This window comes from Methylobacterium sp. D48H, from assembly GCF_053345715.1.
Window position 1 is genome coordinate 145331 of record NZ_JBKFAP010000011.1, and the last position, 23812, is coordinate 169142.

General features: G+C 73.4%; 23 protein-coding genes. 14 read left to right on the forward strand and 9 right to left on the reverse strand.

What is annotated here, in order from left to right:
- Positions 1-150 precede the first annotated feature (150 nt).
- Together ACLBX8_RS18865 and ACLBX8_RS18870 are read left to right on the forward strand one after the other, a co-directional pair.
- A complete protein-coding gene (locus ACLBX8_RS18865) occupies positions 151-1053 on the forward strand; it encodes a LysR family transcriptional regulator (RefSeq protein WP_091927007.1) in 903 nt (300 codons plus the stop codon).
- Positions 1050-1577, forward strand: a complete 528-nt coding sequence (locus ACLBX8_RS18870) for an AAA family ATPase (RefSeq protein WP_091927008.1) — start codon at positions 1050-1052, stop codon at positions 1575-1577. The genes ACLBX8_RS18865 and ACLBX8_RS18870 overlap by 4 nt, the downstream gene beginning before the upstream one ends.
- Before the next feature lie 10 nt (positions 1578-1587).
- On the opposite strand, the gene ACLBX8_RS18875 is transcribed toward ACLBX8_RS18870, so the two are convergent.
- Positions 1588-2373, reverse strand: coding sequence for a CDP-diacylglycerol diphosphatase (locus ACLBX8_RS18875; RefSeq protein ID WP_447699760.1), 786 nt, complete (start codon positions 2371-2373; stop codon positions 1588-1590).
- A 159-nt stretch (positions 2374-2532) separates the two neighbouring features.
- Here ACLBX8_RS18875 and ACLBX8_RS18880 point away from each other — a divergent pair, with 159 nt between their 5' ends.
- Complete coding sequence (locus tag ACLBX8_RS18880) at positions 2533-3612, forward strand: DUF2891 domain-containing protein (RefSeq protein WP_447699761.1); 1080 nt, start codon at positions 2533-2535, stop codon at positions 3610-3612.
- Between the two features lie 171 nt (positions 3613-3783).
- Here the strand turns inward: ACLBX8_RS18880 and ACLBX8_RS18885 are convergent, their stop codons facing one another.
- The gene (locus tag ACLBX8_RS18885) at positions 3784-4089 is read right to left on the reverse strand and encodes a hypothetical protein (protein ID WP_056533754.1); all 306 of its coding nucleotides are present in this window, start codon (positions 4087-4089) and stop codon (positions 3784-3786) included.
- 100 nt (positions 4090-4189) lie between these two features.
- A complete protein-coding gene (locus ACLBX8_RS18890; RefSeq protein WP_447699762.1) occupies positions 4190-7048 on the reverse strand; it encodes a PAS domain-containing protein in 2859 nt (952 codons plus the stop codon).
- Positions 7049-7369: 321 nt separating this feature from the next.
- Between ACLBX8_RS18890 and ACLBX8_RS18895 the strand changes: the two genes are divergently transcribed.
- Complete coding sequence (locus ACLBX8_RS18895; RefSeq protein ID WP_447715617.1) at positions 7370-10675, forward strand: DEAD/DEAH box helicase; 3306 nt, start codon at positions 7370-7372, stop codon at positions 10673-10675.
- A 112-nt stretch (positions 10676-10787) separates the two neighbouring features.
- Positions 10788-11222, forward strand: a complete 435-nt coding sequence (locus ACLBX8_RS18900; RefSeq protein WP_020093960.1) for a GlcG/HbpS family heme-binding protein — start codon at positions 10788-10790, stop codon at positions 11220-11222.
- Positions 11223-11263: 41 nt separating this feature from the next.
- Here the strand turns inward: ACLBX8_RS18900 and ACLBX8_RS18905 are convergent, their stop codons facing one another.
- A complete protein-coding gene (locus tag ACLBX8_RS18905; RefSeq protein WP_056533759.1) occupies positions 11264-11854 on the reverse strand; it encodes a PAS domain-containing protein in 591 nt (196 codons plus the stop codon).
- A 471-nt stretch (positions 11855-12325) separates the two neighbouring features.
- On the opposite strand from ACLBX8_RS18905, the gene ACLBX8_RS18910 reads away from it, so the two are divergent.
- The 3 genes from ACLBX8_RS18910 (at position 12326) to ACLBX8_RS18920 (ending at position 14532) form a co-directional block, all read left to right on the forward strand.
- Positions 12326-13612, forward strand: a complete 1287-nt coding sequence (locus ACLBX8_RS18910) for a Zn-dependent hydrolase (protein ID WP_447715618.1) — start codon at positions 12326-12328, stop codon at positions 13610-13612.
- 42 nt (positions 13613-13654) lie between these two features.
- Positions 13655-13948 carry a hypothetical protein gene (locus tag ACLBX8_RS18915; protein WP_020093957.1) on the forward strand — a complete coding sequence of 98 codons (294 nt, stop codon included), beginning with the start codon at positions 13655-13657 and terminating at the stop codon, positions 13946-13948.
- A gap of 128 nt (positions 13949-14076) precedes the next feature.
- The gene (locus tag ACLBX8_RS18920) at positions 14077-14532 is read left to right on the forward strand and encodes an SRPBCC domain-containing protein (RefSeq protein WP_042670097.1); all 456 of its coding nucleotides are present in this window, start codon (positions 14077-14079) and stop codon (positions 14530-14532) included.
- 52 nt (positions 14533-14584) lie between these two features.
- Here the strand turns inward: ACLBX8_RS18920 and ACLBX8_RS18925 are convergent, their stop codons facing one another.
- Complete coding sequence (locus ACLBX8_RS18925; RefSeq protein ID WP_020093955.1) at positions 14585-14836, reverse strand: hypothetical protein; 252 nt, start codon at positions 14834-14836, stop codon at positions 14585-14587.
- Positions 14837-14988: 152 nt separating this feature from the next.
- On the opposite strand from ACLBX8_RS18925, the gene ACLBX8_RS18930 reads away from it, so the two are divergent.
- From ACLBX8_RS18930 to ACLBX8_RS18940, 3 genes are all read left to right on the forward strand, one after another.
- Entirely contained in the window at positions 14989-15774 is a 786-nt protein-coding gene (locus tag ACLBX8_RS18930; protein ID WP_026605050.1) for a spermidine synthase, read from the forward strand.
- 98 nt (positions 15775-15872) lie between these two features.
- Positions 15873-16079 (forward strand): hypothetical protein, encoded by a 207-nt coding sequence (locus ACLBX8_RS18935; protein ID WP_042670101.1) that lies wholly within the window; start codon positions 15873-15875, stop codon positions 16077-16079.
- 473 nt (positions 16080-16552) lie between these two features.
- Positions 16553-16984 (forward strand): hypothetical protein, encoded by a 432-nt coding sequence (locus ACLBX8_RS18940; RefSeq protein ID WP_447699765.1) that lies wholly within the window; start codon positions 16553-16555, stop codon positions 16982-16984.
- Between the two features lie 15 nt (positions 16985-16999).
- Here ACLBX8_RS18940 and ACLBX8_RS18945 read toward each other — a convergent pair whose 3' ends face one another.
- Both ACLBX8_RS18945 and ACLBX8_RS18950 read right to left on the reverse strand, forming a co-directional pair.
- Positions 17000-17362, reverse strand: a complete 363-nt coding sequence (locus tag ACLBX8_RS18945; RefSeq protein WP_042670121.1) for a hypothetical protein — start codon at positions 17360-17362, stop codon at positions 17000-17002.
- 177 nt (positions 17363-17539) lie between these two features.
- Positions 17540-18496 (reverse strand): LysR family transcriptional regulator, encoded by a 957-nt coding sequence (locus ACLBX8_RS18950; RefSeq protein ID WP_447699766.1) that lies wholly within the window; start codon positions 18494-18496, stop codon positions 17540-17542.
- 101 nt (positions 18497-18597) lie between these two features.
- Here ACLBX8_RS18950 and ACLBX8_RS18955 point away from each other — a divergent pair, with 101 nt between their 5' ends.
- Genes ACLBX8_RS18955 through ACLBX8_RS18965 form a run of 3 tightly spaced genes read left to right on the forward strand, consistent with a single transcriptional unit; the run spans position 18598 to position 20409 of the window.
- Positions 18598-19218 (forward strand): YceI family protein, encoded by a 621-nt coding sequence (locus tag ACLBX8_RS18955; protein WP_447699767.1) that lies wholly within the window; start codon positions 18598-18600, stop codon positions 19216-19218.
- A gap of 16 nt (positions 19219-19234) precedes the next feature.
- Positions 19235-19840 carry a cytochrome b gene (locus tag ACLBX8_RS18960; protein WP_447699768.1) on the forward strand — a complete coding sequence of 202 codons (606 nt, stop codon included), beginning with the start codon at positions 19235-19237 and terminating at the stop codon, positions 19838-19840.
- On the forward strand, positions 19837-20409 hold the full coding sequence (locus ACLBX8_RS18965; protein ID WP_447715619.1) for a YceI family protein: 573 nt from the start codon (positions 19837-19839) through the stop codon (positions 20407-20409). Before ACLBX8_RS18960 ends, ACLBX8_RS18965 begins: the two co-directional genes overlap by 4 nt.
- A gap of 164 nt (positions 20410-20573) precedes the next feature.
- Here ACLBX8_RS18965 and ACLBX8_RS18970 read toward each other — a convergent pair whose 3' ends face one another.
- A complete protein-coding gene (locus ACLBX8_RS18970) occupies positions 20574-21152 on the reverse strand; it encodes a GNAT family N-acetyltransferase (RefSeq protein ID WP_020093947.1) in 579 nt (192 codons plus the stop codon).
- Entirely contained in the window at positions 21152-23497 is a 2346-nt protein-coding gene (locus ACLBX8_RS18975; protein WP_091979049.1) for an Orn/Lys/Arg family decarboxylase, read from the reverse strand. The genes ACLBX8_RS18970 and ACLBX8_RS18975 overlap by 1 nt, the downstream gene beginning before the upstream one ends.
- Positions 23498-23812: the final 315 nt, after the last annotated feature.

Below are 23812 nucleotides of genomic sequence, written 5' to 3' on the forward strand. Positions count from 1 at the left end.
GGACAGGCCCGGCGGACGGTTCCGCGGCTGCCGCGTTTTTCACCCTGCCATGGTGTTGTGCATCTGGGATCGCAACAAGTAGAATTTAGCGAGTGCTGCGTTGCCGTATCGGCAATGTGCACGGCACCATACAGCGCACCGAGCACGATAATGCAGAGTACGGGCCTGCGCTACTTCCTGGCCGTGGCCCGCACCGGGTCGATCGCAGCCGCCTCGTCCCAGCTCAACGTCGCGGCCTCGGCGATCAGCCGGCAGATCGCCAACCTGGAGGCCGAGCTCGACTGCGTGCTGTTCGAGCGCCGCCCGCGCGGCATGGTGCCGAGCCCGGCCGGTGAGCTGCTGGCGCAGCACGCCCATCAGGTGCTGATCCGCTCCGAGCAGGTGGTCACCGAGATCCGGGAGCTGGAAGGGCTCGCCCGCGGGCTGATCCGGGTCGCCTGCTCGGAGGGCTTCTCCCTCGACATCGTGCCGAACGCGATCGCGGCCTTTCACGCGGCCCATCCCGGCATCCGCTTCGAGGTCACGGTCCAGCCCCCGGCCCAGGTCACCCAGACGGTGTCGGTGGGGGATGCCGATCTCGGGATCACCTTCGCGCTGACACCCACCGCGCAGGTCGAGGTGCTCTACGACGGGCAGGTCGACATGCTGGCGCTGGCCGCGCCCGACCATCCCCTCGCGCGGGCGCCGGCCCTGCGCCTCGTCGACCTGCTGGAGTATCCCGTCGCCCTGCCGACCCGGGACACGACCCTGAGGCAGGTCTTCGACGCCGCCTGCGCGCACGAGGGCATCGCGGTGGAGCCGGTGCTGACCTCCAACACGCTCTCGGCGCTGCTGCCCTTCGTGCGGCGCTCCCGCGGCATCGCCCTGATGTCGGCGCTGTCGGTGCAGACGCCCCTGCGGCTCAACGAGCTTGTCAGCCTGCCGATCCAGTCCCGGACGAGCCTCGCCCGGAGCGTGAAGATCCAGGCGATGCGCGACCGGCGGCTGCCGAAGGCGGTGCGGGCATTCCTGCGCCAGCTGCTCGACGCGCTGCCACCCCCGCGCTCGCCGTGACCCTCGACGCGCTCGGCCCGCGGCTCTGCATCCTGGGGCCGTCGAACAGCGGTAAGTCCACCCTGGCGGTCGCCATCGCGCGGGCGCGCGGCCTGCCGCCGGTCCACCTCGACCGGCTGTACCACCAGCCGGGCACCGACTGGGATCCGCGGCCCTTCGCGGAGTTCCAGGCCCTGCACGACGCGGCGATCCGCGAGCCGCGCTGGGTCATGGACGGCACCTATGCCCGGTGCCTGCCGCAGCGTCTGGAGCGGGCGACGGGCGTGATCCTCCTCGACGTCCCGACCGCCACCGGCCTGATCCGCTACCTGCGCCGGTCGTGGTTCGTGCGCGACCGGCTCGGCGCCCTCGACGGCGGCCGGGACAGCGTGAAATGGGCGATGATCTGCCACATCGCCGTCACCGAGCGCGGGAACCGGGCGCGCGACGCGGCCCTGTTCGACCGCGTCGCCCTGCCCAAGATCCGGCTCGCCGCGGGGGCCGGCCTGGCCGGCTTCTACCGCGCGGAGGGACTGAGCCGGTGACCGGGCCCGCTCAAGCGCCGCCGCGGGACGCAGCGACGGTGCAGCTGTGGTCCATCACGTCCTCGGCGCTGGCGCTCGGCGCCCGGTAGGCCAGCAGGATGTAGCCCGGCTCGGGATCGCCCGGGGGCGTGGCGAGCGCCGCGAAGCTCGTCCGGTGCAGGTCCGGCCGGGCGCCCGGCAGGGTGTGCAGGGCCGCGAACGGGTTGAACTGCGCGGCCTCCGCCTCCGGCACGCGCAGGGCGTAGTACCGGTCGCCGGCCAGCGGCACCGGGAAGCGGCTCCAGGTGTGGCGCACCTGCCGGCCGTGCGCCCGGACGGCCTTGAGCACGCTCGGCTTCAGGCAGTCGAGGTGGATGTGGAGCTGGTCCTGGCTGCGGCCCCGGGCCGAGTTGACCGCGAGCCCGACCTCCGCGGGGGTGAGCTTCCCCTTCAGCACGTCCGACACGAGCGGCCGCGCCGCCAGGGCCGCCCGCCAGTAGGCGGCACCGCGCGGTCCCCGCAGGACCGGCGCCTCCAGGCCCGGCACGGTGTCGGTGGGCATGACGACGCTGTGGGTCGGCTCGCCGGGCGCGCGCAGGACCGCCGAGCCGGGACGGTCACCGTCCCCGAGATCGACCGACAGGCACGGGAAGGTCCGGTTGGCGAGCCGCTTGGCGAGGACGCAGGTCTTCAGGGCGGCCCACAGCACGTCGCGGCTCGGGTCCGGCGCGGCGGCGGCCGGTGCCGCGGCGGCCGCCAGGGCCGCGACGGCCGAGAGGGCCGCGACGAGGAGGGCGGCGGGCGGCGCGCGGCGCATGGGGGCTCCCGGTGAGGCCGGCGCGTCCGGCCCGGCCTCACCGCGATAGCCGATCCGGGGCCGTGCCGGCAAAGGATCCGCGAGCCCTGACGCCGTGCCGGGAAACCCGCTATGCCGGCGGTCGCCGAGTCCCCGCAGAACGCCCGCCGGAATGCCGCGATGACGCCCACTCCCACGCCCACTCCCACGCTCACCCCCGACATCGCCGCGCGTTTCGCCGCCGTCGCCCTCGGCCATGTCGGCCGCGAATATCCGAACAAGCCGGGGCACGTCCTGGCCGGGCCGGCGGATGCCCGCACCCCCGCGGCCCTGCACCCGGCCTTTCACGGCAGCTACGACTGGCATTCCTGCGTCCACGGTACGTGGCTGCTGGCGCGGGTGCTGCGGCTGTTCCCGGACGGCCCGCAGGCCCCGGCGATCCGCGCCCGGCTCGACGCGCAGCTGACTCCCGCGACGGTGGCGGGGGAATGCGCCTACTTCGCCGCCCCGACCGCCCGGGGCTTCGAGCGGCCCTACGGCTGGGGCTGGCTGCTGAAGCTCGCCGACGCGCTCGCCGCGCTCCCCGAGCGCCGCTGGTCCGAGGCCCTGGCGCCGCTGGCCGCGGTGATCGTCCGGCGCTTCGCGGAGTTCCTGCCGGTGGCGTCCTACCCGGTGCGGGTCGGGACCCATTTCAACACCGCCTTCGCGCTGCGCCTGGCGGCCGATTACGCGGAGGGCGCGGGGGATGCCGGGCTGACCACTCTGCTGCACGACACCGCCGTCGGCTGGTACGGGGAGGATGCGGATTGCCCGGCCTGGGGCGAGCCCGGCGGCGACGACTTCCTCTCCTCGGCGCTGATCGAGGCGGAGTGCATGCGCCGGCTGCTGCCGCCCGCCCGCTTCGCGCCCTGGTTCGACCGGTTCCTGCCCGGTCTCGCGACGTCCCGGCCCGCGACCCTGTTCCGCCCCGCGGGCGTGACCGACCGCTCCGACGGGAAGATCGCCCATCTCGACGGGCTGAACCTCAGCCGCGCGTGGTGCTTCCGCGCGCTCGCCGCGTCCCTCGGCCCGGACGATCCCCGCCGGCCGCCGCTCCGCGCGGCCGCGGAGGCGCACCTCGCGGCCGGGCTCCCGCACGTCACCGGCGACTACATGGGCGAGCACTGGCTCGCGACCTTCGCGCTGCTGGCCCTCGAGGCCGGTGCCGAGACCGGTGCCGGGACCGTTGCTCTGGGCGAGGCCCAGGACGGCGGGAAGTAAATCTGAGAGATTCTTGAGAGCTGTCCGTCGCGGGCCATGTCGACGACTGCCCGGCGACTGACCGACGACAACAAAAAAAGGACCGCCCTCAGGAGAACGGTCCGGAAGTCTAGGGAGGAAACGCCCACGAGGGGCTGCAAGACAGCGACGCCGTCGCTGTCTTGCCTGCCGTCAACCCGACAGGGACGGCCTTGTTCCTGGCTCCGGCCCGCCGCGCGGCAGGGCCAGCCCGCCCGGGACCGCCGTGAGGCCGGCGGGGCGGCGCGGCTCGCCGGGGCCGAACTCGGCGCGGTAGGTCCGCTCCAGCGTCATGAGCCCCCGCAGGGGCCCCTCGGCCAGATCGAGGAGCCGCGCGTCGCGCCAGCGCAAGGTGCGGCCGAGGCGGCGCCGGAACCAGCGCCCGCGCTCCTCCTCGACGAGCAGGACCAGCTTGCCAGTCCAGGTCCGGCGGAACCAGAAACGTCCGGTCAGCGGCATGGCGGTCGAGGCCCCGATGGTGGATGGGGATAGACTACATCCGGAGCCCGTCTGCGGGAAGATTTCCGGATGATGCGCCGATGAATTCTGGCGAAGACTGTTAATCGGAGGCGGGGTCCGGCCGTACGCGGGCGTCCGGCTGCCCGCCCCGCTGCGCCGCCTCGGAGAGGACCTGGGCGAGCTGCTCGGCCGAGTAGGGCTTGCGCAGGAGGGCGAAACCGTGGGCGTCGTCCTCGGCCAGGACGTGGCTGTAGCCCGAGGTCAGCACCACCGGCAGGTCGGGGCGGCGGGTCCGGAGCTGCCGGGCGAGGGCGAAGCCGCCCATCCCCGGCATGACCACGTCGGAGAAGACCGCGTCGAACCGGTCCGGAGCCCGGTCGAGTTCGGCCAGCGCCTCCTCGGCGGATTTCGCCCAGACCGGCGCGTGGCCCAGATCCTCCAGGATCTGGGTGCAGAAGCGCCCGACCCCGAGATTGTCCTCCACGACGAGGATGCACAGGCCCCGCCGCGGCTCCGCCTCGGGGCGGGCCTCGCGGTCGGCCTCGGACGCCGCGGCGGGCGCGGCGACCTGCGGCAGGTAGAGCGAGAAGGTCGTGCCGCGGCCGAGCGCGCTCGCCACGTCGATGTCGCCGCCCGACTGCTTGGCGAAGCCGATGACCTGGCTGAGGCCGAGGCCGGTGCCCTTGCCGACCTCCTTGGTGGTGAAGAACGGCTCGAAGATCCGTCCCAGATCTGCGTCCGGGATGCCGGCGCCGGTATCGGAGACCCGCACGGCCACGAACGGTCCCTTCGCGCCGGCATGCCCGCGGATCGGCGGCATCGGGCTGTCGCCCTCCAGCCGCAGGGTCAGGCTGCCTTCCCCGTCCATGGCGTCGCGGGCGTTGACCGCCATGTTGATCAGCGCGGTCTCGAACTGGCTCTGGTCGGCGCGCACGTAGCGGGGCGTCGCCGGCAGGTCGATGGCCACGCGGATGCGCGCGCCGGTGACCGAATCGAGCATGTCGGCGATGCTGCGCAGGCGCGCGCCGATGTCGAACACCTGGGGTTTCAGCGCTTGGCGCCGGGCGAAGGCGAGGAGCTGGCCGGTGAGCCTGGCCGCCCGGTCGACGGTGTCGGAGACGGCGTCGAGGTAGCGGCGCCGGCGCGTCTCGGCCAGGTCCGGCCGGCGCAGGAACTCCACGGACGACCGGATGATGGTCAGGAGGTTGTTGAAGTCGTGCGCCACCCCGCCGGTGAGCTGGCCGATGGCCTCGAGCTTCTGCGACTGGCGCAGCGCCTCCTCGGCCTGGCGCTGCTCGGTGATGTCGCGCCCGAAGCCGTAGAACAGCCCGTCCTCCGGAACGACGGTCCAGAGCACCCGCCGCCGGTCGCCGGCGCGGGTCAGGCAGGCCAGTTCGACATCCTCGACGCGGGTCTCCGCGCAGAGGGGCCGCAGCGCCGCCTGCGCGGCCGCCCGCTCGGGGGCCGCCACGAAGTCGAGGGCGGCCCGGCCCAGGGTGTCGGCCTCCGACCAGCCGAGCGCCCGGCTCCAGGACGGGTTCACCGACTGGACCCGCCCGTCCCGGTCCGCGACGAGCTTCAGCACCGGCGACAGCGTCCAGACCCGGTCGCGGTCGCGGGTCTGGGCGGCGACCTGCGCCTCCAGGTGCTCCGCCCGGGACCGGAGCAGGACCTCGTTCCGCTTCCGCTCGGAGACGTCGTGGGCGAAGACGTAGAACCCATCGACGCGTCCGTCCGGACCGCGGCGCGGGAGGTAGCGGGTGTCGGCGATCCGGGCCCGCCCGTCCGGGAACGTCCAGGCCCACTCTTCGCGGACCTCCTGGCCGGCCAGCGCCCGCTCGATGCCGGCGCGCCGCGCCTCGAACGCGCCGGGGCCGAGGAGGTCGCCGACGCTCTGCCCGACGACGGCTTCGGGCGCCTGGCCGGTCCAGGTCTCGTAGGCGGCGTTCGCGAACCGGTAGGTCAGGTCGCGGTCGATGAAGGCGATCAGGACGGGCATCGCGTCCGCGACCAGCCGGAGCTCCGCCTCGCGGGCCCGGAGGGCGATCTCGCTCCGGCGGCGCTCGGTGATATCGTTGAACAGGATCGCGACGCGGTTCCGCGCCGGCCCGTCGACCCGGTAGGCGTGCACGTCGTACCATCGGCCCAGCGCCGCGGCGGCCTGCTCGAACCGGACCGGCTCGCCCGTCAGGGCGACCCGGCCGTAGACGTCGAACCAGTGCTGCTCGTGGTCCGGGGCGAGGTCCCGCATGCGGCGGCCCACCGCGTCCCGCAGGCCGGTCTGCCGCTCGAAAGCGGGGTTGACCTCCAGGAAGCGGTAATCCACCGCCCGGTCGCCGCCGGCGAAGTCCACCTCGATGAGGCAGAAGCCGGCATCGATGAACTCGAAGAGCGAGCGGTAGCGCTCCTCGTTCCGGCGCAGGGCCGCCTCGGCGTTCCGGGATTCCAGCTGCGTCATCACCGTCCGGGCGAGCGCCTTCAGGATGAAGCGCTGCTGGTCGGTCAGCGTGCGCGGGACGCGGTCGAGGACGCAGAGCGTCCCGATGGCCCAGCCGTCCGGCGTCACCAGGGGCACGCCGGCGTAGAAGCGCAGGTGCGGCGCGCCGGTCACGAGCAGGTTGGCGGCGCTCTCCGGCTCCGCGGCCAGGTCGGGCAGCACGTGGATGCCATCCGCGCCCATGGCCTCGGTGCAGAACCCGAGGTCGAGCGCCATCGTCCGCGCGGCGTGGCCGAACGCGGCCTTGATCCACTGCCGGTCGGCGTCGATGAAGTTGATGTGGGCCATCGGCGTGCCGCAGGCCTGGGCGGCCATCTCGGCGATCTCGTCGAACGCGCGCTCGGGCGGCGTGTCGAGGATCGCGTAGGCGCGCAGGGCGGCGAGCCGCTGGGGATGCTGGGGCTCGAAACCCGACGGTCGGGATACTGTCTCGTTCGGCGACACGGAGCCGTCATAGCTCAAGCTTTCGCTTCTCCCTAGTGAAACTCTGCATCGCGCGTCCGGCGGCGGGACCAGGGCAAGCATTCCGCGATCGTTCAAGACTAGACAGTCCCGCCGGATCATCGGTGGGGGTGCGATTTCACGCGCGCCGTTCAAGTCTTGCTGGTCCGGCCGACCGGGCTTCGGGCGCCCGCCGGGATCTCTTCCTGCCTCGCCCGTCGCGGGCCCCGCGAAGAGCTCGGGCGGGCCCCGCGCGGCGGCTGTGGATCGGATCGCCGCGGCCGGGAGCCCGCGGGGCCGGTGCGGCGTTGCCGGCTCACGAGGGATGGGTTCGGATCAGGCATGGCCAAGCGCAGGACGAAGGCGGGCGCCCGACAGGGGCTGGAGGACGCGCCGCTGATGCCCACCGGCGCCCTGGCGGTGGTGCTCCTGGCCTTCGCCGAGGGGCCCGGGCCGGTGGTGCACGTCGCCCGGGACGCCCGCCGCCTCGAGGACCTCGCCGCGACCCTGCGGGCGCTCGATCCCGACGCGCGGGTCGCGGTCTATCCCGAGTGGGACTGCCTGCCCTTCGATCACGCCTCGCCGTCGCGGGCCACGATGGGCGCCCGGGCCGCCGTGATGCGCTGGCTGACCGACCGGGACGCGCTGCCGGACTTCGTGCTGACGACCGCCCCCGCCCTCGTGCAGCGCGTGCCGCCGCCGGAAACCTGGGCCTCGGCCCGCGTGACGCTCCGGGTCGGCGATCCCCTCGACGTCGCGGCCGCGACCGCCGACCTCAAGCGCCTCGGCTACATCCTCGACGAGCGGGTCGACGAGCCCGGCGAGATCGCCGTCCGCGGGCGCACCGTGGAGGTGTTCCCCGCCGCCGCGCCGCTTCCCTGCCGGATCGAGCATGCGGCGGGCCGCGTCACCGCGATCCGCTCCTACGACCCGATCTCGCAGCGCTCGGTGGCGGAGGCCGACGAACTCGTCATCGACCCGGCCACCGAGATCGTCCTGGAGCCCGGCTCCGGCCAGAGCTTCGAGCCGTTCACCGGCCAGGAGCACCGCCTGGACCGCTACTACCCGCGCCTCGTCACGCTCCTCGACTACGTGCCCGAAGCGCGCCTCGCGGTCGAGGACGGCACGCAGGCCCGGATCGACGCCTTCTTCGAGCAGATGGACGAGGCCCGGGGCCGGCTGAAGACCCGCGACGCGCCGGCGGGGCCCGGCACCGGCCTCTACCTGACGCCGGAGGCGTGGCGCGCCGTCGTGGCGGATCGCGGCCGGCTCGCCGCCACCGAGGCGGCCGGCGAACCCCGCGCCATGCCGCGCTTCGCCGGGGAGCGCCGGCCCGGCACGGCCTTCGCCAAGGTCCTGCGCGCCCGTCTGAAGGCCGGCGACGTCGTCGTGCTCGCCGGCTCGGTCCGGCCGCTCCGACGCCTCGTGCGCCAGGCGGGCAAGATCGCCGAGCGCCCGATCCGCCTGATCGACGCCTGGGCCGACGTCGCCGAGGCGGCGCCCGGCGACGTCCTCGCCCTGGAGGCCCCGCTGGCGGCCGGCTTCCGGGTGCCCGAGCAGGGCGCCACCGTGATCGCGGCTGCCGACCTGTTCGGCCCGGAGGCCGCCGTGACCGGGGCCGCCCGTGCGATCCTGCCGATGGGCGAGGTCGACCTGCGCCCCGGCGACGTGGCGGTCGACCGGGACCACGGCCTGTGCGTGTTCGAGGGGCTGGAGCCGGTCTCCGCGCCGGGTGCCGCGCAGGACGGGGAGCCCTCCGAGGCCCTGCGCCTGCGCTTCGCCGGCGACGCGATCCTGATGGTGCCGGTCACCCAGGCCGACCGGATCTGGCGCTACGGGTCAGAGCCCGACGCCGTCACCCTGGACAAGCTCGACGGCGGCACGTGGCCGCGGCGCCGCCTGGAGGCCGAGGCCACCATGGCGCGGACCGCCCGCCTGATGCTGGAGGCCGCCCGGGCCCGCCGGGAGACCGAGGCGCCGGTCCTGGCGCCGCCGGCCCGCGAGATGGAGCGGTTCGCCGCCGGCTTCGGCTTCGCGCCGACCCCCGACCAGGCGGCGGCGGTCGACGCCCTGATGGCCGACCTCGCCTCCGGCCGGCCGATGGACCGCCTGGTCTGCGGCGATGTCGGCTTCGGCAAGACCGAGGTGGCGCTCCGGGCGCTCGCGGCGGCGATCTTCTCCGGCCGGCAGGCGGCGCTGATCGCCCCCACCACCGTGCTGGCGCGCCAGCACGCCGAGACGCTGCGCCGCCGCTTCGGCCGGTTCGGCGTCGAGGTGGCGCAGCTCTCGCGCCTCGTGGCGCCGGCCGAGGCCAGGCGCGTCAGGGCGGGGCTCGCCGACGGCTCGATCCGGCTGGTGGTCGGCACCCACGCGCTCGCCGGCAGCGGGGTGGCGTTCGCGGATCTCGGCCTGACCGTGATCGACGAGGAGCAGCGCTTCGGCGCGAAGATGAAGGCCGACCTGCGCCGCCTCGCGGATGGCGGCCACGTGCTGACTCTCACCGCGACGCCGATCCCCCGCACCCTCCAGGCGGCCCTCGTCGGCCTCCAGAGTCTCAGCGTGCTCGCCACGCCGCCGGCCCTGCGCCAGCCGGTCCGGACCGTGGTGGCACCCTTCGACGCCGAGGCGGTCCGCGAGGCCCTCGTCCGCGAGCACCGCCGGGGCGGCCAGAGCTTCGTGGTCTGCCCGCGGATCGAGGATATCGGCCCCATGGCCGAGCGCCTGCGCGCCCTCGTGCCGGGCCTCGACATCCTGGTGGCGCACGGGGACCTGAAGCCCTCCGCCATGGACGAGGTCATGGTCCGGTTCGCGGAGGGCGACGGCGACGTCCTGCTCGCCACCGCCATCGTTGAGAGCGGCCTCGACGTGCCGCGGGCCAACACCATGCTGGTCTGGGAGGCCGCCCGGTTCGGGCTGGCACAGCTCCACCAGCTCCGGGGCCGCGTCGGTCGCGGCCAGCGCCGCGGCACCGTCCACCTGCTCAGCGACCCGGCCGCGCCCCCGCCGGCGGCGGCGCTGCAGCGCCTGCGCGCCCTGGAGGCCCTCGACCGCCTCGGCGCCGGCTTCGCGGTCAGCGCCCGGGACCTCGACCTGCGCGGCGCCGGCGACCTCGTCGGCGAGGATCAGGCGGGGCACGCCAAGCTCGTCGGGCTCGGCCTCTACCAGCACCTGCTGCAGCTGGCGCTCACCGCCGCCAAGGGCGAGCGCGCCGAGGACTGGAGCCCCGAAATCGAGCTCGGCCTGCCGAGCCGGATCCCCGAGGACTACGTTCCGGAGCCCGAGATCCGCCTCAGCCTCTACACGCGCCTGCTGCGCCTCCGCGAGCCCGAGGCGATCGAGGCGCTCGCCGGCGAGGTCGAGGACCGGTTCGGCGCGGCCCCCGCGCCGGTGCTCGCGCTGTTCGACCTCGCGCGGCTGCGCGCGTCCTGCTGCGCGCTGGGCGTCGCCCGGCTCCGGGGCGGGCCGCAGGGCGTCGCGGCCGACCTGCGGCCCGACCGGCCGCTGACCGCGATGGCCGCCGAGGCGGGGATCGCGCTGCGCGACGGGCGGGTGGTGTGGAAGCGGCCCTGCCCGGATTCCGCCGCCTGCGCGGCGCTCGCGACCGACCTCCTGGAGCGGATCCGCGCCGCCCGGGAACGTGAGGCCTGAGCGAAGGCCCGAGCGCGCCAGTCGAGCGTGATGACGATCTGCGGTCGATCTTGCATCGACCGCTTCAAACCGCCACAGGCTGTCGCGCCAACAACGCGAACGGGAGTGTCCCATGCACGTGACGATCGAGCAGGCCGAGAAGGCGATCGCGGCCGCCCGCGCCAAGGCCGTGGAACTCGGCACCCAGATGTGCATCGCGGTGGTCGATTCCGGCGGGAATCTCAAGGCGTTCCACCGCATGGACGATGCCTGGGTCGGGTCGATCGACATTGCCCAGAAGAAGGCCAAGACCTCGGTGTTCTTCGGCATGATGACCGGCCAGATCGGCCAGCTGTCGCAGCCGGGCGGGCCGCTCTACGGGATCGAGCACTCCAACGACGGGCTGATCACCTTCCCGGGCGGGATCCCGATCGTCGACGCCGACGGCGTCATGTCGGGCGCCATCGGGGTCAGCGGCTCGACGGTCGAGAACGACCACACCGTCGCGGAGGCCGGCGCCAAGGCCATCGGCCGGACCGAGCTGCCGGCCCATCCCTGGCGGACCTGAGCGGCCGGGGCTCTCCCCAGGGCCTCTTCCTAGGGGGCGCGTCAGGGGTCGCGCCGCGCCAGCGCGCGGCCGATCCCGTGGAGCAGCATCCCCGAGACCGAGCGGAGATAGGGGTCGCCGTGGCGCTCCAGCGCCGCGTGGATCTGGATGCCGTGGTCGGCCGCGGCGTTCAGGTCCGCCCCGTCGGTGGTGCCGTGCGTGACGCCGTTCATAGGGCTGTTCACGGCTCCGTTCATGGCCCCGGACTGGATCCCGTGCCGGTGGAGGTCCGTGACGTCGATGTAGGCGCCGCGCCCGCGCAGCAGGCCGTCCGAATCGGGCGTCAGGCAGCCGCGGTTGAGGATCCAGCGGATCTCGCCCGCCCCGGTCACGACGCGGAACTCGAGGGAGACCGGGCCGCCGGTCTGGCGGACGTGGCGGATCCGGCCGAACACCCAGTCCCGGTCGGCCGGGTGGATCCGGCCGAGGGCCGCGTCCAGCGGCAGCGGCGTCCCGGCGAGCCCCGGATCCCCCGCCATCAGCGAGGCCGCGCCCGAATCCAGCATCGACCGGCCGGCCCGGACGTCCGTGTCCCAGATCCCGATGAATCCGGCGGCCTGCAGGGCCGAGGCTGTCGTGGAAGCCAGCACCATGGAATCCCCTCCGAACTGGCTACAATCGACGATTGTACGATGGCGGACAGACTGATCCGCAACACATGCTGTCCGCGAGCCCGAAGTCCAGTATCGGCTGCGCGAACGGCTTTTGACACGGCGTCGCGGCCCCCCGCCACCGGGTTGCATTGCGGATGATCAAGACTTCGGTTCCGGACAATCCCGTTCTCGATAATGCAGGGCCGCTCCGGCGCGGCGCAAAGACCGGATTCACAGCGCCGCCGCGTGGACAGTTCGATCACAAATGATCGGTAGACGCCGCGATCCGGCGGGAATCCGCACTTCGGCCCGTGGATCGCTCCACCGTCGGGCGCCATCGGGCGCCATCGGGTGCCGCCGGCCCGCGAAGCCCGTGGCTCGCGCCGGGCCCGCCCTGGTGCGGGTTGCCGCTGCGCCGTAACCTGCACCTTCCGGTAGGCATCCCGCCGGGAGGCCAGCAGCAGAGACGCCATGGACCGCACGGTGAACCGCACAAACCTCCCGCTCTCGCGGGAGCGGCTCTGGGACAGCCTGATGGAGCTCGCCCGGATCGGCGCGCTGCCCAACGGCGGCAACGACCGGCAGGCCCTGACCGACCGCGACGCCGAGGGGCGCGTCCTGTTCCAGCGCTGGGGCGAGGCGGCGGGGCTGACGCTCACCGTGGACCGGGTCGGCACCATGGTCTTCCACCGGCCCGGGCGCGATCCGGGCCGGAAGCCGGTCGCCGTCGGCAGCCACCTCGACACCCAGCCCACCGGGGGCAAGTTCGACGGGCCGCTGGGCGTCCTCGCCGGGCTGGAGATCATGCGCGCCCTGCAGGAGGCCGGGATCGAGACCGAGGCCCCGCTCCTGCTGATCAACTGGTGCAACGAGGAGGGCGCGCGCTTCGCGCCGCCGATGAGCGGCAGCGGCGTCGCCATGGGCATCGTCCCGGAGGCCGACATCCTGGCGACCCGGGACCTCGCGGGCCACGCCTTCGGCGACGAGCTGCAGCGCATCGGCTGGCAGGGGACGGCGGACCCGGCCGCCCTGCGGGAGATCGGCGCCTATTTCGAGCTTCACATCGAGCAGGGCAAGCGCTTGGAGGAGGCCGGGCTCACCGTCGGGGTGGTCGACCGGGCCCTCGCCCAGATCTGGTACGAGATCACCGTGCTGGGCGAGGAGGCCCATGCCGGCAGCCCCATGGCGGGCCGGCGCGACGCGATGATGGCCGCGGCGGCGCTGATCGCGTCGCTCGAGGGCATCGCGGAGGCGGCGGTCGGCGCCGGCGGGGAGCGCGGCCGCGCCACCGTCGGCGTGCTGCGGGCGGAGCCGGCGAGCCGCAACATCACGCCCGGCCGGGTCTGGTTCAGCCTCGACACCCGCCACGGCGACACCGCGCAGCTGGAGGCGATGGGCGCGCAAATCCGGGCCCGGGCCGACGCCCTGGCGGCGGAGCGCGGCGTCACCGTCCAGGTCGCGGAGTTCTGGCGCGCGCCCCCGACTCCGTTCGACCCGGTCCTGGTGGACCGCGTGCAGGCGGCGGCCGAGGCGCGGGGCCATGCCTGGACGCGGATGCCGACCGCGATCTACCACGACGCCGTCTACTGCGCCCGCGCGGTGCCGGCGGCCCTGGTGTTCTGCCCCTGCCACGGCGGGATCAGCCACAACGAGGCCGAGAGCATCACGCCGGCCTGGGCCGGGGCCGGCCTGGAGGTTCTGGCCGACGCCGTGCTGGCGACGGCGGGCCTCGCCGGCCCCCGGACCGGGCCGGAATGAGCCGCGCCGCCGGCCGCGCACGAACGGAGACCGGGTTCCCGCATGTCCGACGACAACGTCATCCGCCCCGCCTTCGGCGTCCCCCGCAACCCGGCGCCGGAGCCCGATCCGGCCCAGGCGCCCCTGCGCGTCTTCGGCACGGGGGCCGGCCACCGGGTCGGCCTGATCCACGACCCGTCGGCGGTCGAGGGCGACGTCATCCGCATCGTGGTCGGGCCCGAGGACGAGCCGGGGGTCGAGACCGTGGCGCTGCTCCCCGCCGACGCGGAGGCCGAGGCCGAGCGGATCGGCTTCGCCATCCTGCGGGCGCTGGAGGTGGTCGAGGGCGCGGTCTGAGCCGCGCGCTGGATTCGCCGGCTGAACCGCGGTCTGCGCCGCGGTCTGGACCGCGGAGCGGGCGGTGCGCGTTCTCGGAGAGCGGGAGCGGCCGGCGCGAACGGTCGCCGGATCGCCGGGAGGGACGGATGACGGGCGCTCGGATCAGCAGCACGGAGATCGCGATCCCCGCGCGGGCCGGACTGGTCTGGTCCGTGCTGACGGACCTCGATTCCTACCCGGCCTGGAACCCGTACATCCGCAAGGCGGAGGGCCGCCTGCGCGAGGGCGCGCGCTGGCGCCTGGAGCGGACCCTGAACGGCCGCGCCTACCGGGCGCGCCAGGTGACGGTGACCTGCTGGGAGCCCGGCCGCCGGCTCACGTGGCGCGGCGGCATCCCGACGCCGCCCCTGCTCATCGGCGAGCACGAGATCCGGATCACCGAGACCGCCGACGGCGTCCGCCTCGTCCAGGCCGAGACCGTCGCGGGCCTGCTCGCCCCCGGCCTGTTCCCGTGGCTGCGGACGCGCATGCAGGCCCGGTTCGCCGCGATGAACGAGGCCCTGCGCGAGGAGGTCGCGCGCCGGCTGGCCGAGAGCGCCTGACGGCCGGTCTCGGCCGTTCCGGACCGCTCCGGGCCGCTCCGGGCCGACGCGGTCAGGCGACCGGCTTCGGCTTGACGATCGGCGAGCGGGTCAGGCTCTCGATCGCGCGCCCCGGCCGCCCGGCCTTGCGGGCGATCTCCTCCTCCTGCTCGGCGATGAGCTGCCGGGCGGGCTCGTCGCCGTCGAGGCCGCCGAGGATCTCGGCCGGCACGCGCCGGTTCGAGGCCCGGGACCCGTCCGCGAAGACGATATCGAACAGAACGGAGCCCCGCTCCTGCGGTCTCGACTTGATGCGCTTGGCCATAGGTGCTGATACGCCGCCGGAATCGGTCGCGGCAAGGCGCGGTGCCGGGCGGGGGTGCGCGGCGCGCACGGCCGGGCCCGCGCGCCGCGCCGCTCTCGCCGCGATCCCTCCACCGCCCGCACGACAGGGCGCCGGCAAACGAGGACGCGCGCGTGATACCCTGGGTTCATCTCGATACCGGATCCGTGCCCGGCGGCGGCACCGACCTGCGCCTGATGCGGCGCGGCGACGAGTTCGCCATCATGGCCGACACGATCGAGCTGATGAACAACCGGCGCAGCGGCTCGGAGGTGGCGCTCGCGGCGATGACCTGCGCGCGGCTCCAGGACAGGCCCCGCGCCCGGGTCCTGATCGGCGGCCTCGGCATGGGCTTCACCCTGCGGGCGGCGCTCGAGGGCCTCGGACCGCAGGCGCAGGTGGTGGTCGCCGAGCTGGTGCCCGCCGTGGTGGCCTGGGCCCGGGGGCCGCTCGCCCACGTCTTCGCCGGCTGCCTGGACGATCCGCGGGTCGACCTGCAGGAGGCCGACGTCAACCGCCTGATCCAGGCCGGACCGGAGCGCTACGACGCGATCCTGCTCGACGTCGACAACGGCCCGGAGGGGCTGATGCGCAAGGCGAACGACCGGCTCTACGACAATTGGGGGCTGAAGCGCGCCCGCTGGGCCCTGCGGCCGGGCGGCATCCTGGGCGTCTGGTCGGGCGCCCCGGACCGGAAGTTCAAGAGCCGCCTGCAGCGCTCCGGCTTCGCGGTCGACGAGCAGCGCGTCCATGCGAGCGGCCGGGGCAGCGGCCCGAAGCACGTGGTCTGGCTCGGGACCCGGACCGAGGGGCGGGTCGAGGGCCCGGGTCAGAGCGACGGGAGGCCGGGCGACGACCGGGCGGCGGGCGGCCCGAGACCGCGCGGACCGGCCCAGGGCCGGCGCCGGCCGGGACGCTAGGGCGGCTTCAGCGCGGGCTGCGGCGGTCCGGAGGACGGGGCTGCCGCGCACGGTCGCACCCCCTGTCCCGGCGCCGGACGCCTCCGCACATTCCCGGCATGGGTGCGACGGGCGGGCATCTCTACACGGTCGAGGTCAGGCCGAGCCGGCATGATCCCGGTCACTTCACCTGGGCAATCCGCGACCGCGGCAAGCTGGTCCGGGGGTCGTACCGCCCGCACACCTCCGAGCACGCGGCGCGCGCCGTCGCGGAAGCCGAGGTCGAGCGCCTGATCGGCCAGGACGGCCGGTCCGGCGGCGCCTAGACCCGCCGCGCGGGACCCGGTTTCAGGTCCGCCCGAAGGGCATCGCGTCCCTAGATCCCGGCCCGCTCGTGGGCCGGCGTGGCGCCATGCGTAGCTCGCATGGGTGTGCAGTCGGACCCGGGTACATATGCATGCCTCCGCGGCGCCCGATCCGTTGCATGCCGCAATGCGGTATCCTATCTTTGCACTGCGGGATGGCGATGGCGTCGCGATCCCGCTGCCCTTCTTGGGCGTTTCCTCCCTAGACTTCGGGCCGCTCCTTCGGGAGTGGCCTTTTTTCTTTCCGCCGGCCGACCCGCCGCGCGGACCGCGCCCCGACGTCTCGACCGCGCGGAACCCGGAGCTTGGCGGTACGTTTTTCCGCCATGGAACACTATCGCTCCACACTCGGGACCACTGCCGTTGCCGTATTCGGGCTGGTGGCGGCTGCGCATATTCTGCATCCGGGCAATTACGAGGTGCAGACGCGTCCCGTGCGTCCTACCGTGACGGACGCCGCGCCGGTCTCGAAGCCGGCCGCCGCACCGGTCACGCGGAGCGCCTGGGTCGACCCGCCGGCCAAGCTCACAGCGCCGGAGACCACGGGCGCCCTGGCGGCCGTCCCGGCGCCGCGGGTCGCGGCGGCGGTCCCGGACACCGCGATGCCGGCCGCCCCGCTCCCCGCCGAGATGGCACGCCCGGCCGGGCCGCCGCGCAGGACCGCGGCGCACCGCGCGAAGGGGACGGAGCGCGGCGTCCACCGGGCGGCCCGCCTCCGCCACGCCGCCCTCGTCCGCACCGCCGAATCCGACCGGCCGACCGTCACCGCCGCGGCGCCGCAGCCCGCGCCGGCGGCCGCCCCGTCGCAGAAGATCGATCCCATCGGCGACATCATCCGCGGTCTCGGACTCGGCCGCGACGGCTGAGGGGCTCCCGGACCCCTACTCGACGTGGAGGGTGAGCTTCATCTTCGGATGAATGCCGCACTGGATGACGAAATCGCCCGGCTCGGCCAGGGTCAATCGGGTCTCGGTGCCGGGTTCCTGAGTGCCGGCGTCGAACGAGAACCGGTCCGCCTCGATGAAGGCGTGGTGGGTCAGGCGCGCGTCGCCGTTGCGCAGGGCGATGGTGTCGCCGCGGCGCAGGTACAGGTCGGTCGGCATGTACCGGCCCGCCTTCTGCAGCACGATCCGGGTCGTGGCCGGCAGCGAGGCCCGGGCCGTCCCGAGACCGATGGTCGTCCCGATCAGCGCCAGGATCCCGGCGAACACGAGGGCGCGCAGGCACCGGCTGCGGAGGGACATGACCGAGATCCAGACGTGACGCGCTGCGGGCCGGACCCTCGGGGCCCCGGGCCGTGCGGCCGAGCTTGCCGCCGCGTCGCAGCATGCGCGCAGCCTCTCAACCGGGCGCTACGATATCCGGTAAAAATTTATCGAGTTGGGCCGATGTAGAGCGCATATACAGATAAATAAATCTATTTATCTGTATTCGCCTTCTGATCCCGCGCTGTCGCGGGGGCATCCACGCGAGGCCAGGACGGTCCGGACGTGCTCGCGGAAGACCTGGACGCGGGCCGGCAGCTCGCGCCCGGCCAGGGTGACGGCGCGCAAGGTGCTGCTGCGGGTCGCCCAGGGGCTCAGCACGCGCACGATCTGCCCGGCCTCCACGGCCCGGGCGGCCACGAGGCTCGGGAGGTGGCCGATCCCGGCGCCCGCGAGGGTGAGACGGAGCGCGGTCGCGAAGTCGCTGACCCGGATCGCCGGGCTCAGGGACAGCGGCTCCGTGCGGCCCCGGCCGTCGGAAAGGGTCAGCCCGGCCGTGCCGATCCGTTCCCGGGCGAGGATCAGGTCGTGGTCGCGCAGATCGGCGAGGTCCGCCGGGGCCGGGCGGCGCTCCAGGTAGGCGGGGGCCGCGTAGAGGGCCAGAGCCAGGGTCGCGAGGACCATCGCGCGGTAGCCGGTCTCCTCCGCGCCGCCCAGCCGCAGGGCGAGGTCGATCCGGTTGGCCGCGAGGTCGAGCCGCGCGTCGGTGTTGAGCATCTCCACGGTGATCTGCGGGTAGGCGGCCCGGAAGCTCGCGACGATCTCGGGCATCACCTCGATCCCGAAATCGATCGAGGTCGTGATCCGCAGGTGCCCCGCCGGCACCGTGCGGGCGTCCCGGGCGGTCTCGGCCGCGTCGTCGAGGAGCGTCAGGCTCTCCTGGGCCTTGGCGTAGAAGGCGAGGCCCTCGGCGGTCGGCGAGACCGCCCGGGAGGTTCGCGCCATCAGCCGGACGCCCAGCGCCTGCTCCAGGCGGGAGATCCGCCGGCTGACGCTGCCCTTGGTCTCCTGCAGAGTCGCTGCGGCGGCCGTCACCGTGCCGAGATCCACGACGGCGCAGAAGGCCCGCACATCGTCGAGCCCGCCCCGGAAGGTTTCCGTTCTCGCAACCATGGGGTTCCGGATAGCAGGCTCAACCGGTACCGTGAACGGGTCTACACGGCTGCCGCGGCGCAGCGAATCGCGCTCGTCCGTCTGCTCTGCAGGAGACACCCTTGAAGTCGATTCTCGCCTCCGGCCTTCTGGCCCTACTGGTCGCCGCCCCGGTCGCCACCTCGGCGCTGGCCCAGACCCCGCCGACCCGGGATCCGGCGCAGATCCAGGCCGGCACCTACGCGGTCGATCCCGGCCACACCCAGGTCGGCTGGCGCGTCTCCCACATGGGCTTCTCGAACTACGCGGGCGGCTTCTCGGACGTGTCCGGCACGCTGGAGCTGCAGCCGAAGAACCCGGCCGCCGCCAAGCTCTCGGTGAAGATCCCGGTCGCCTCGGTGACGACCACCAGCGCCAAGCTCACCGACGAGCTCAAGGGCGACCAGTGGCTCGACGCCGCCAAGTTCCCCGACATGACCTTCGTCTCGACCAAGGTCGCGCCGGCCGGCAAGGACCACGCGAAGGTGACGGGCGACCTGACGCTCCACGGCGTGACCAAGCCGGTGACGCTCGACGTCACCCTGGTCGGCGCCGGCGTGAACCCGCTGAGCAAGAAATACACGGTCGGCTTCGAGGCCACCGGCACGCTCAAGCGCTCCGAGTTCGGGGTGAAGACCTACGTGCCGCTGATCGGCGACGAACTGCACCTCACCATCGCGGGCGCCTTCGAGAAGCAGGACTGACCTGGGAGAATCCGCCATGGCGAACGGGGTCTCCGCGCGGCGGTACTCCGCCGTGGCGATCCTGCTGCACTGGGCGAGCGCGCTGGGCGTGCTCGTCCTGATCGGCCTCGGCCTGACCATGACGCACGCGGCCCTGGCGCCGCTGCGTCAGTTCCAGCTCTACCAGTGGCACAAGTCCGTCGGGATCACCGTGCTGGCGCTGACGGCCCTGCGGGTCCTCTGGCGCCTGACCCACCGGCCGCCGCCGCACCCGGCCGGGATGCCGGCGCGGGAGCGCCGGGCGGCCGCGGCCGCCCACCACCTGCTGTACCTGCTGCTCGTCGGGCTGCCCCTGACCGGCTGGGCCGTGGTCTCGCTGTCGCCGTTCAACATCCCGACGGTGCTGTACGGGATCGTGCCCTGGCCGCACCTGCCGCTGGCGGCCCTTGTTCCCGACCCCGCCGTCGCCGAGGCCGTCCTGAAGCGGGTCCACGCCCTGGGGGCGTGGTTCCTGGCGGCTCTGCTCGCCGTCCACGTGGCGGCGGCCCTGCGCCACCACCTCCTCCTGCGCGACGACGTGCTGCGCCGCATGCTGCCGGGGCGCCGGCTGTCACCCGCCCCCAATGTGGAGCCGACCCGATGAACGCGCGTCACCTCTGCCTGCTGGCGGTTCTCCAGGCCGTCACCCTGCCGACCGCCGCCGCCGATTGGGCGGTGGATCCGGCCAGGAGCGCGATCCGGTTCTCCGGCGTGCAGGTCGGCGTCCCGTTCACCGGGCGGTTCGAGCGGTTCAAGGCCGACATCGATTTCGACCCCGCCAAGCCCGAGGCGGGGCACGCGCTCGTGCTGGTCGACCTCGCCAGCGCGCGGACCGGGGACGTCCAGCGCGACGAGGCCCTGCCGCAGAAGGACTGGTTCGACGTCAAGGCGGGAAGCGAGGCGCGCTTCGAGGCGACCCGCTTCGTCGACAAGGGGCAGGGCGACTACGCGGCCGTCGGCACACTGACGATCCGCGGCACGAGCCGGCCCGTGACGCTGCCGTTCCACCTGACCCTCGAGGGCGGCGCCGCGCACGCCGCGGGGCGCGTCGGTCTGGTCCGCACCGAGTTCGGCGTCGGGCAGGGAGCCTGGGCCTCGGGCCAGTGGGTGGCGCTCGAGGTCGGCGTCGAGGTCGACCTCGTCGCCACGCCGAACCCGGCGGCCGGCCACTGAGGTTGGCTCGGGTCGGATCCTTCGGACGTCGCGCGCTCCGTCATCGCGAGCGCAGCGAAGCGACCCAGGGCAGCGCGCCCTCCGTAAGTGTGGCGCGACTGGATCGCTTCGCTTCGCTCGCGATGACGGCGGCCGGGCGTCGGAGGCCGCCCGGTCCCGGCCCGCTACCCCGGCCTGTCCTCCGACCCGGTTCCCAGCGCGCGCTGGACCATGACGCTGTCCGACCAGTGGCCGTACTTGAACCCCACCGCCCGCAGGTAGCCGACCCGCTCGAACCCGCAGGCCTCGTGGAGCCGCAGGGAGGCCGCGTTCTCGGCGTCGATGTAGCCGATCATCTGGCGGTAGCCGCCCGCCGCGCAAGCCTCGATCAGGGCCGGCAGCAGCCGCCGGCCGATCCCCGCGTGCAGGTGGTCGGGATGCACGTAGATCGAGTGCTTGAGGGTGTAGCGGTAGGCCGGCCGCTTCCGGAACGGCACCGCGTAGGCGTAGCCCGCCACCGCGCCGTCCCGGTCGGCCACGAGGTGCGGCAGGCGCTTCTTGCGCATGGTCTTGCGCCGCCGCTTTAGGTCGTCGGGGAGCAGCCGGTCCTCCTCGGCGACGCTGACATCGGTCACGCCCTTGCCGATATGGTGCTCGTAGATCGCCACCATCGCCTCGACATCGGCGTCCGAGGAGGCGCGGATGACGATGTCGGGGCAGGACCGGGCCGGGAGCAGGCCGGGCGTCTCGGCCTCGATCTCCATCAGGCGCCCTCCCGCGCCACGTAGGTGTGGAAGCGGATCCGCCCGTCCGGGTCGACCTCGCGGTAGACGCCCTGGATCTCGGCCTCGAAGCCCGGGAACAGGTTGGCGGACGCCTCGAACATCTTGAAATAGTCGAGCATGGGCTTGGCCCGGTCGTCCAGGCGCTCACCGGGCAGCACCGTGCCGATGCCCGGGGGGTAGACCAGCATCAGCGTGGTGGCGATCCGCCCCTCGGCCTCGGCGATCGGCACGTAGTCGACCTTGTTGCGCGTCAGCAGCTGGGCGGCCCGCTTGGGCGGCATCACCATCTCGGGCAGGTGCTCGGGGGCGAATTGCCGCCGCTGCAGCGTCGAGGTGCCGGCCTCCCGGTGGAACGCGTGGAACTCGCCGCAGAGGTCGCGCAGGCGCACGCCCCGGTAGCGGTTCGGCCGGCGGTTGACGAATTCCGGCATGGCCTCCTCCAGCGGGACGTTGTCGTCGTGGAGCCGCTTGAAGGCGACGAGGCCCGAGATCAGCGTGCCGGCCTTGGAGGATTCCACCCCCGGGGTCAGCAGGAAGAGCAGCGAGTTCAGGTCGTTCTTCTCGGCGACGATCCGGTTCTCACGCAGGTACTGGGCCACGATCGGCGCCGGCACGCCGTGCTGGGCATAGGCCCCCGTGTGCCGGTCGAAGCCGGGGGTCAGCACGGTGAGCTTGTTCGGGTCGGTGATGGCGTAGCCCGGCGCCACGTGGGTGAAGCCGTGCCAGCGCGCGCCCGGCTTCAGCTCCCAGTGGCGCGGCGTCGCGGCGAGTTCGTCCGTCGGCACGCTCTCCCACGGCACCTCGGCGCCGTCGGCGTTCACCGTCACGTCCGGCACGAAGGGGTCGAAGAACCAGCGCCGCGCGGGATCGCGCTCGTTCTCCTCGAACTCGCGCCGGATCGCCCGGACCTTCTTGCGCCACTCGATCCCGAGCCGGATCGTGTCGTCCCACAGGATCATCCCGGAGCGGCCCTTCATCATCTGGGCGCCGACGTCGAGGGAGGCGAAGAGCGGGTAGAAGGGCGAGGTCGAGGCGTGAACGAGGAAGCTCTCGTTGAGCCGCTTGTGCTCGACCCGCCGGGTCTGGCCGCGGATATGGCCGTCCCGGGTGTGGATCTGCGAGGCCTGGGAGAAGCTCGCGAGCTGCTTGTGGGTCGATTGCGTGGCGACGATGCCCGGCGAGGTCTCGTCGAGGCCGGTCAGCCCCATGGCGAAGCGCCTTGCGTAGAGCGGGTGGAACTTCATGAAGCCCGCCCAGGCCTCGTCGAACAGGATGTAGTCGCAGAGGTGGCCGATCTTCTCCAGGATCTCCTGGGCGTCGTAGATCGTGCCGTCGTAGGTGCACTGCTCGATCACCGCGACGCGGAACGGCCGCTCCCGGCGCCACGCCTCCGGGTCGGTCACCAGCGGGTTGCGGCGGATCTTCTCCCGGATCCGGGTCTCGTCGAGAGCTTCGTGGAAGATCGGCCCGATCAGGCCGTAGGCATTGCGGTCCGTCTCCAGGAAGATCGGGATGCCGCCGCCCAGGAACAGGGCGCCGTGGTGGGCCGCCTTGTGGTTGTTGCGGTCGAACAGGACGAGGTCGTCCTCGGCCACCAGGGAGGACAGGACGATCTTGTTGGAGGCCGAGGTGCCGTTGAGGACGAAGTAGGTCTTCTCCGCCCCGAAGATCTTGGCGGCCTCCTTCTGGGCCTTGAGCGCCGGGCCCTCGTGGGTCAGGAGGTCGCCGAGGTCGAGGACCGAGTTGTCGAGGTCGTCGCGGAAGATCGCCTCGCCGAGGTGCTCCACGAAGATCCGGCCGATCGGCGACCGGTTGTAGAAGATGCCGCCGTTGTGGCCCGGGCAGGTCCAGAGCTGGTTGCCCTTCTCGGCGTAGTCGACGAGCGCGCCGAAGAACGGGGTCTTGAGGGTCTCGGCGTACTGCGTGACCCGGCTGACGAGGCCGCGGGCGATGAATTCCGGCGTCTCCTCGGCGAGGAAGATGTAGCCGTCGATGAAGTCGAGGAGCTCGACCGGGATGTCCTCCAGCCGCTTGCGGCGGACCATGATGACGATCGGCATCTCCAGGCCGCGCCGGCGCATCATGTCGATGAGGGCGGCGGCCTTGCCATCGAGGCCGCGCTTGCCCCAGTCGACCACGAGGCAGCCGACCGCCGCGTCGGTCTGGACCGCGATGGCCGCGTCCTCGACGCGCCGGGCGCGCACCACCTCGAAGCCGCGCTGCTCCACGGCCGCCACGATCTGGTTGACGCGCGCGCCCTCGAGATCGTCCGGGTCGAAGGCCGGGGCGCACATCAGGACCGTGAAGCGACGGTGGAAGTCCATGGAGCCCTCTCTGGCTTCGGATGCAGCGGGTGGCTTTCCGGCCCGTCTGCGACGATTGCATGACACGGCGCGCGGCGGGCCGTCGCGGTCCGGACGAACGGGCGTGATTCGAGCGGTCGGGGACGCGGGATCGCGGCGTCCCACGCTCACGATCTCCGGTCGAACGCTCCGGTCGATCCGGCCCGCTCGGTCATCGCGCGCGCAGCGAAGCGACCCAGGGCAGCGCGACCTCGGTCAGCGTGGCGCGACACCGGATCGCTTCGCTGCGCGCGCAACGACGAAGGCCCGGCGCGATCGACCTGACACGGTCTCACA

Excerpts from the sequence above, each read along its gene's own strand:
- ACLBX8_RS18865 (WP_091927007.1), top strand. The coding sequence starts at position 151 with ATGCAGAGTACGGGCCTGCGCTACTTCCTGGCCGTGGCCCGCACCGGG.
- ACLBX8_RS18875 (WP_447699760.1), bottom strand. The coding sequence starts at position 2,373 with ATGCGCCGCGCGCCGCCCGCCGCCCTCCTCGTCGCGGCCCTCTCGGCC.
- ACLBX8_RS18880 (WP_447699761.1), top strand. The coding sequence starts at position 2,533 with ATGACGCCCACTCCCACGCCCACTCCCACGCTCACCCCCGACATCGCC.
- ACLBX8_RS18885 (WP_056533754.1), bottom strand. The coding sequence starts at position 4,089 with ATGCCGCTGACCGGACGTTTCTGGTTCCGCCGGACCTGGACTGGCAAG.
- ACLBX8_RS18895 (WP_447715617.1), top strand. The coding sequence starts at position 7,370 with ATGGCCAAGCGCAGGACGAAGGCGGGCGCCCGACAGGGGCTGGAGGAC.
- ACLBX8_RS18900 (WP_020093960.1), top strand. The coding sequence starts at position 10,788 with ATGCACGTGACGATCGAGCAGGCCGAGAAGGCGATCGCGGCCGCCCGC.
- ACLBX8_RS18905 (WP_056533759.1), bottom strand. The coding sequence starts at position 11,854 with ATGGTGCTGGCTTCCACGACAGCCTCGGCCCTGCAGGCCGCCGGATTC.
- ACLBX8_RS18910 (WP_447715618.1), top strand. The coding sequence starts at position 12,326 with ATGGACCGCACGGTGAACCGCACAAACCTCCCGCTCTCGCGGGAGCGG.
- ACLBX8_RS18915 (WP_020093957.1), top strand. The coding sequence starts at position 13,655 with ATGTCCGACGACAACGTCATCCGCCCCGCCTTCGGCGTCCCCCGCAAC.
- ACLBX8_RS18920 (WP_042670097.1), top strand. The coding sequence starts at position 14,077 with ATGACGGGCGCTCGGATCAGCAGCACGGAGATCGCGATCCCCGCGCGG.
- ACLBX8_RS18925 (WP_020093955.1), bottom strand. The coding sequence starts at position 14,836 with ATGGCCAAGCGCATCAAGTCGAGACCGCAGGAGCGGGGCTCCGTTCTG.
- ACLBX8_RS18935 (WP_042670101.1), top strand. The coding sequence starts at position 15,873 with ATGGGTGCGACGGGCGGGCATCTCTACACGGTCGAGGTCAGGCCGAGC.
- ACLBX8_RS18945 (WP_042670121.1), bottom strand. The coding sequence starts at position 17,362 with ATGTCCCTCCGCAGCCGGTGCCTGCGCGCCCTCGTGTTCGCCGGGATC.
- ACLBX8_RS18950 (WP_447699766.1), bottom strand. The coding sequence starts at position 18,496 with ATGGTTGCGAGAACGGAAACCTTCCGGGGCGGGCTCGACGATGTGCGG.
- ACLBX8_RS18960 (WP_447699768.1), top strand. The coding sequence starts at position 19,235 with ATGGCGAACGGGGTCTCCGCGCGGCGGTACTCCGCCGTGGCGATCCTG.
- ACLBX8_RS18965 (WP_447715619.1), top strand. The coding sequence starts at position 19,837 with ATGAACGCGCGTCACCTCTGCCTGCTGGCGGTTCTCCAGGCCGTCACC.
- ACLBX8_RS18970 (WP_020093947.1), bottom strand. The coding sequence starts at position 21,152 with ATGGAGATCGAGGCCGAGACGCCCGGCCTGCTCCCGGCCCGGTCCTGC.
- ACLBX8_RS18975 (WP_091979049.1), bottom strand. The coding sequence starts at position 23,497 with ATGGACTTCCACCGTCGCTTCACGGTCCTGATGTGCGCCCCGGCCTTC.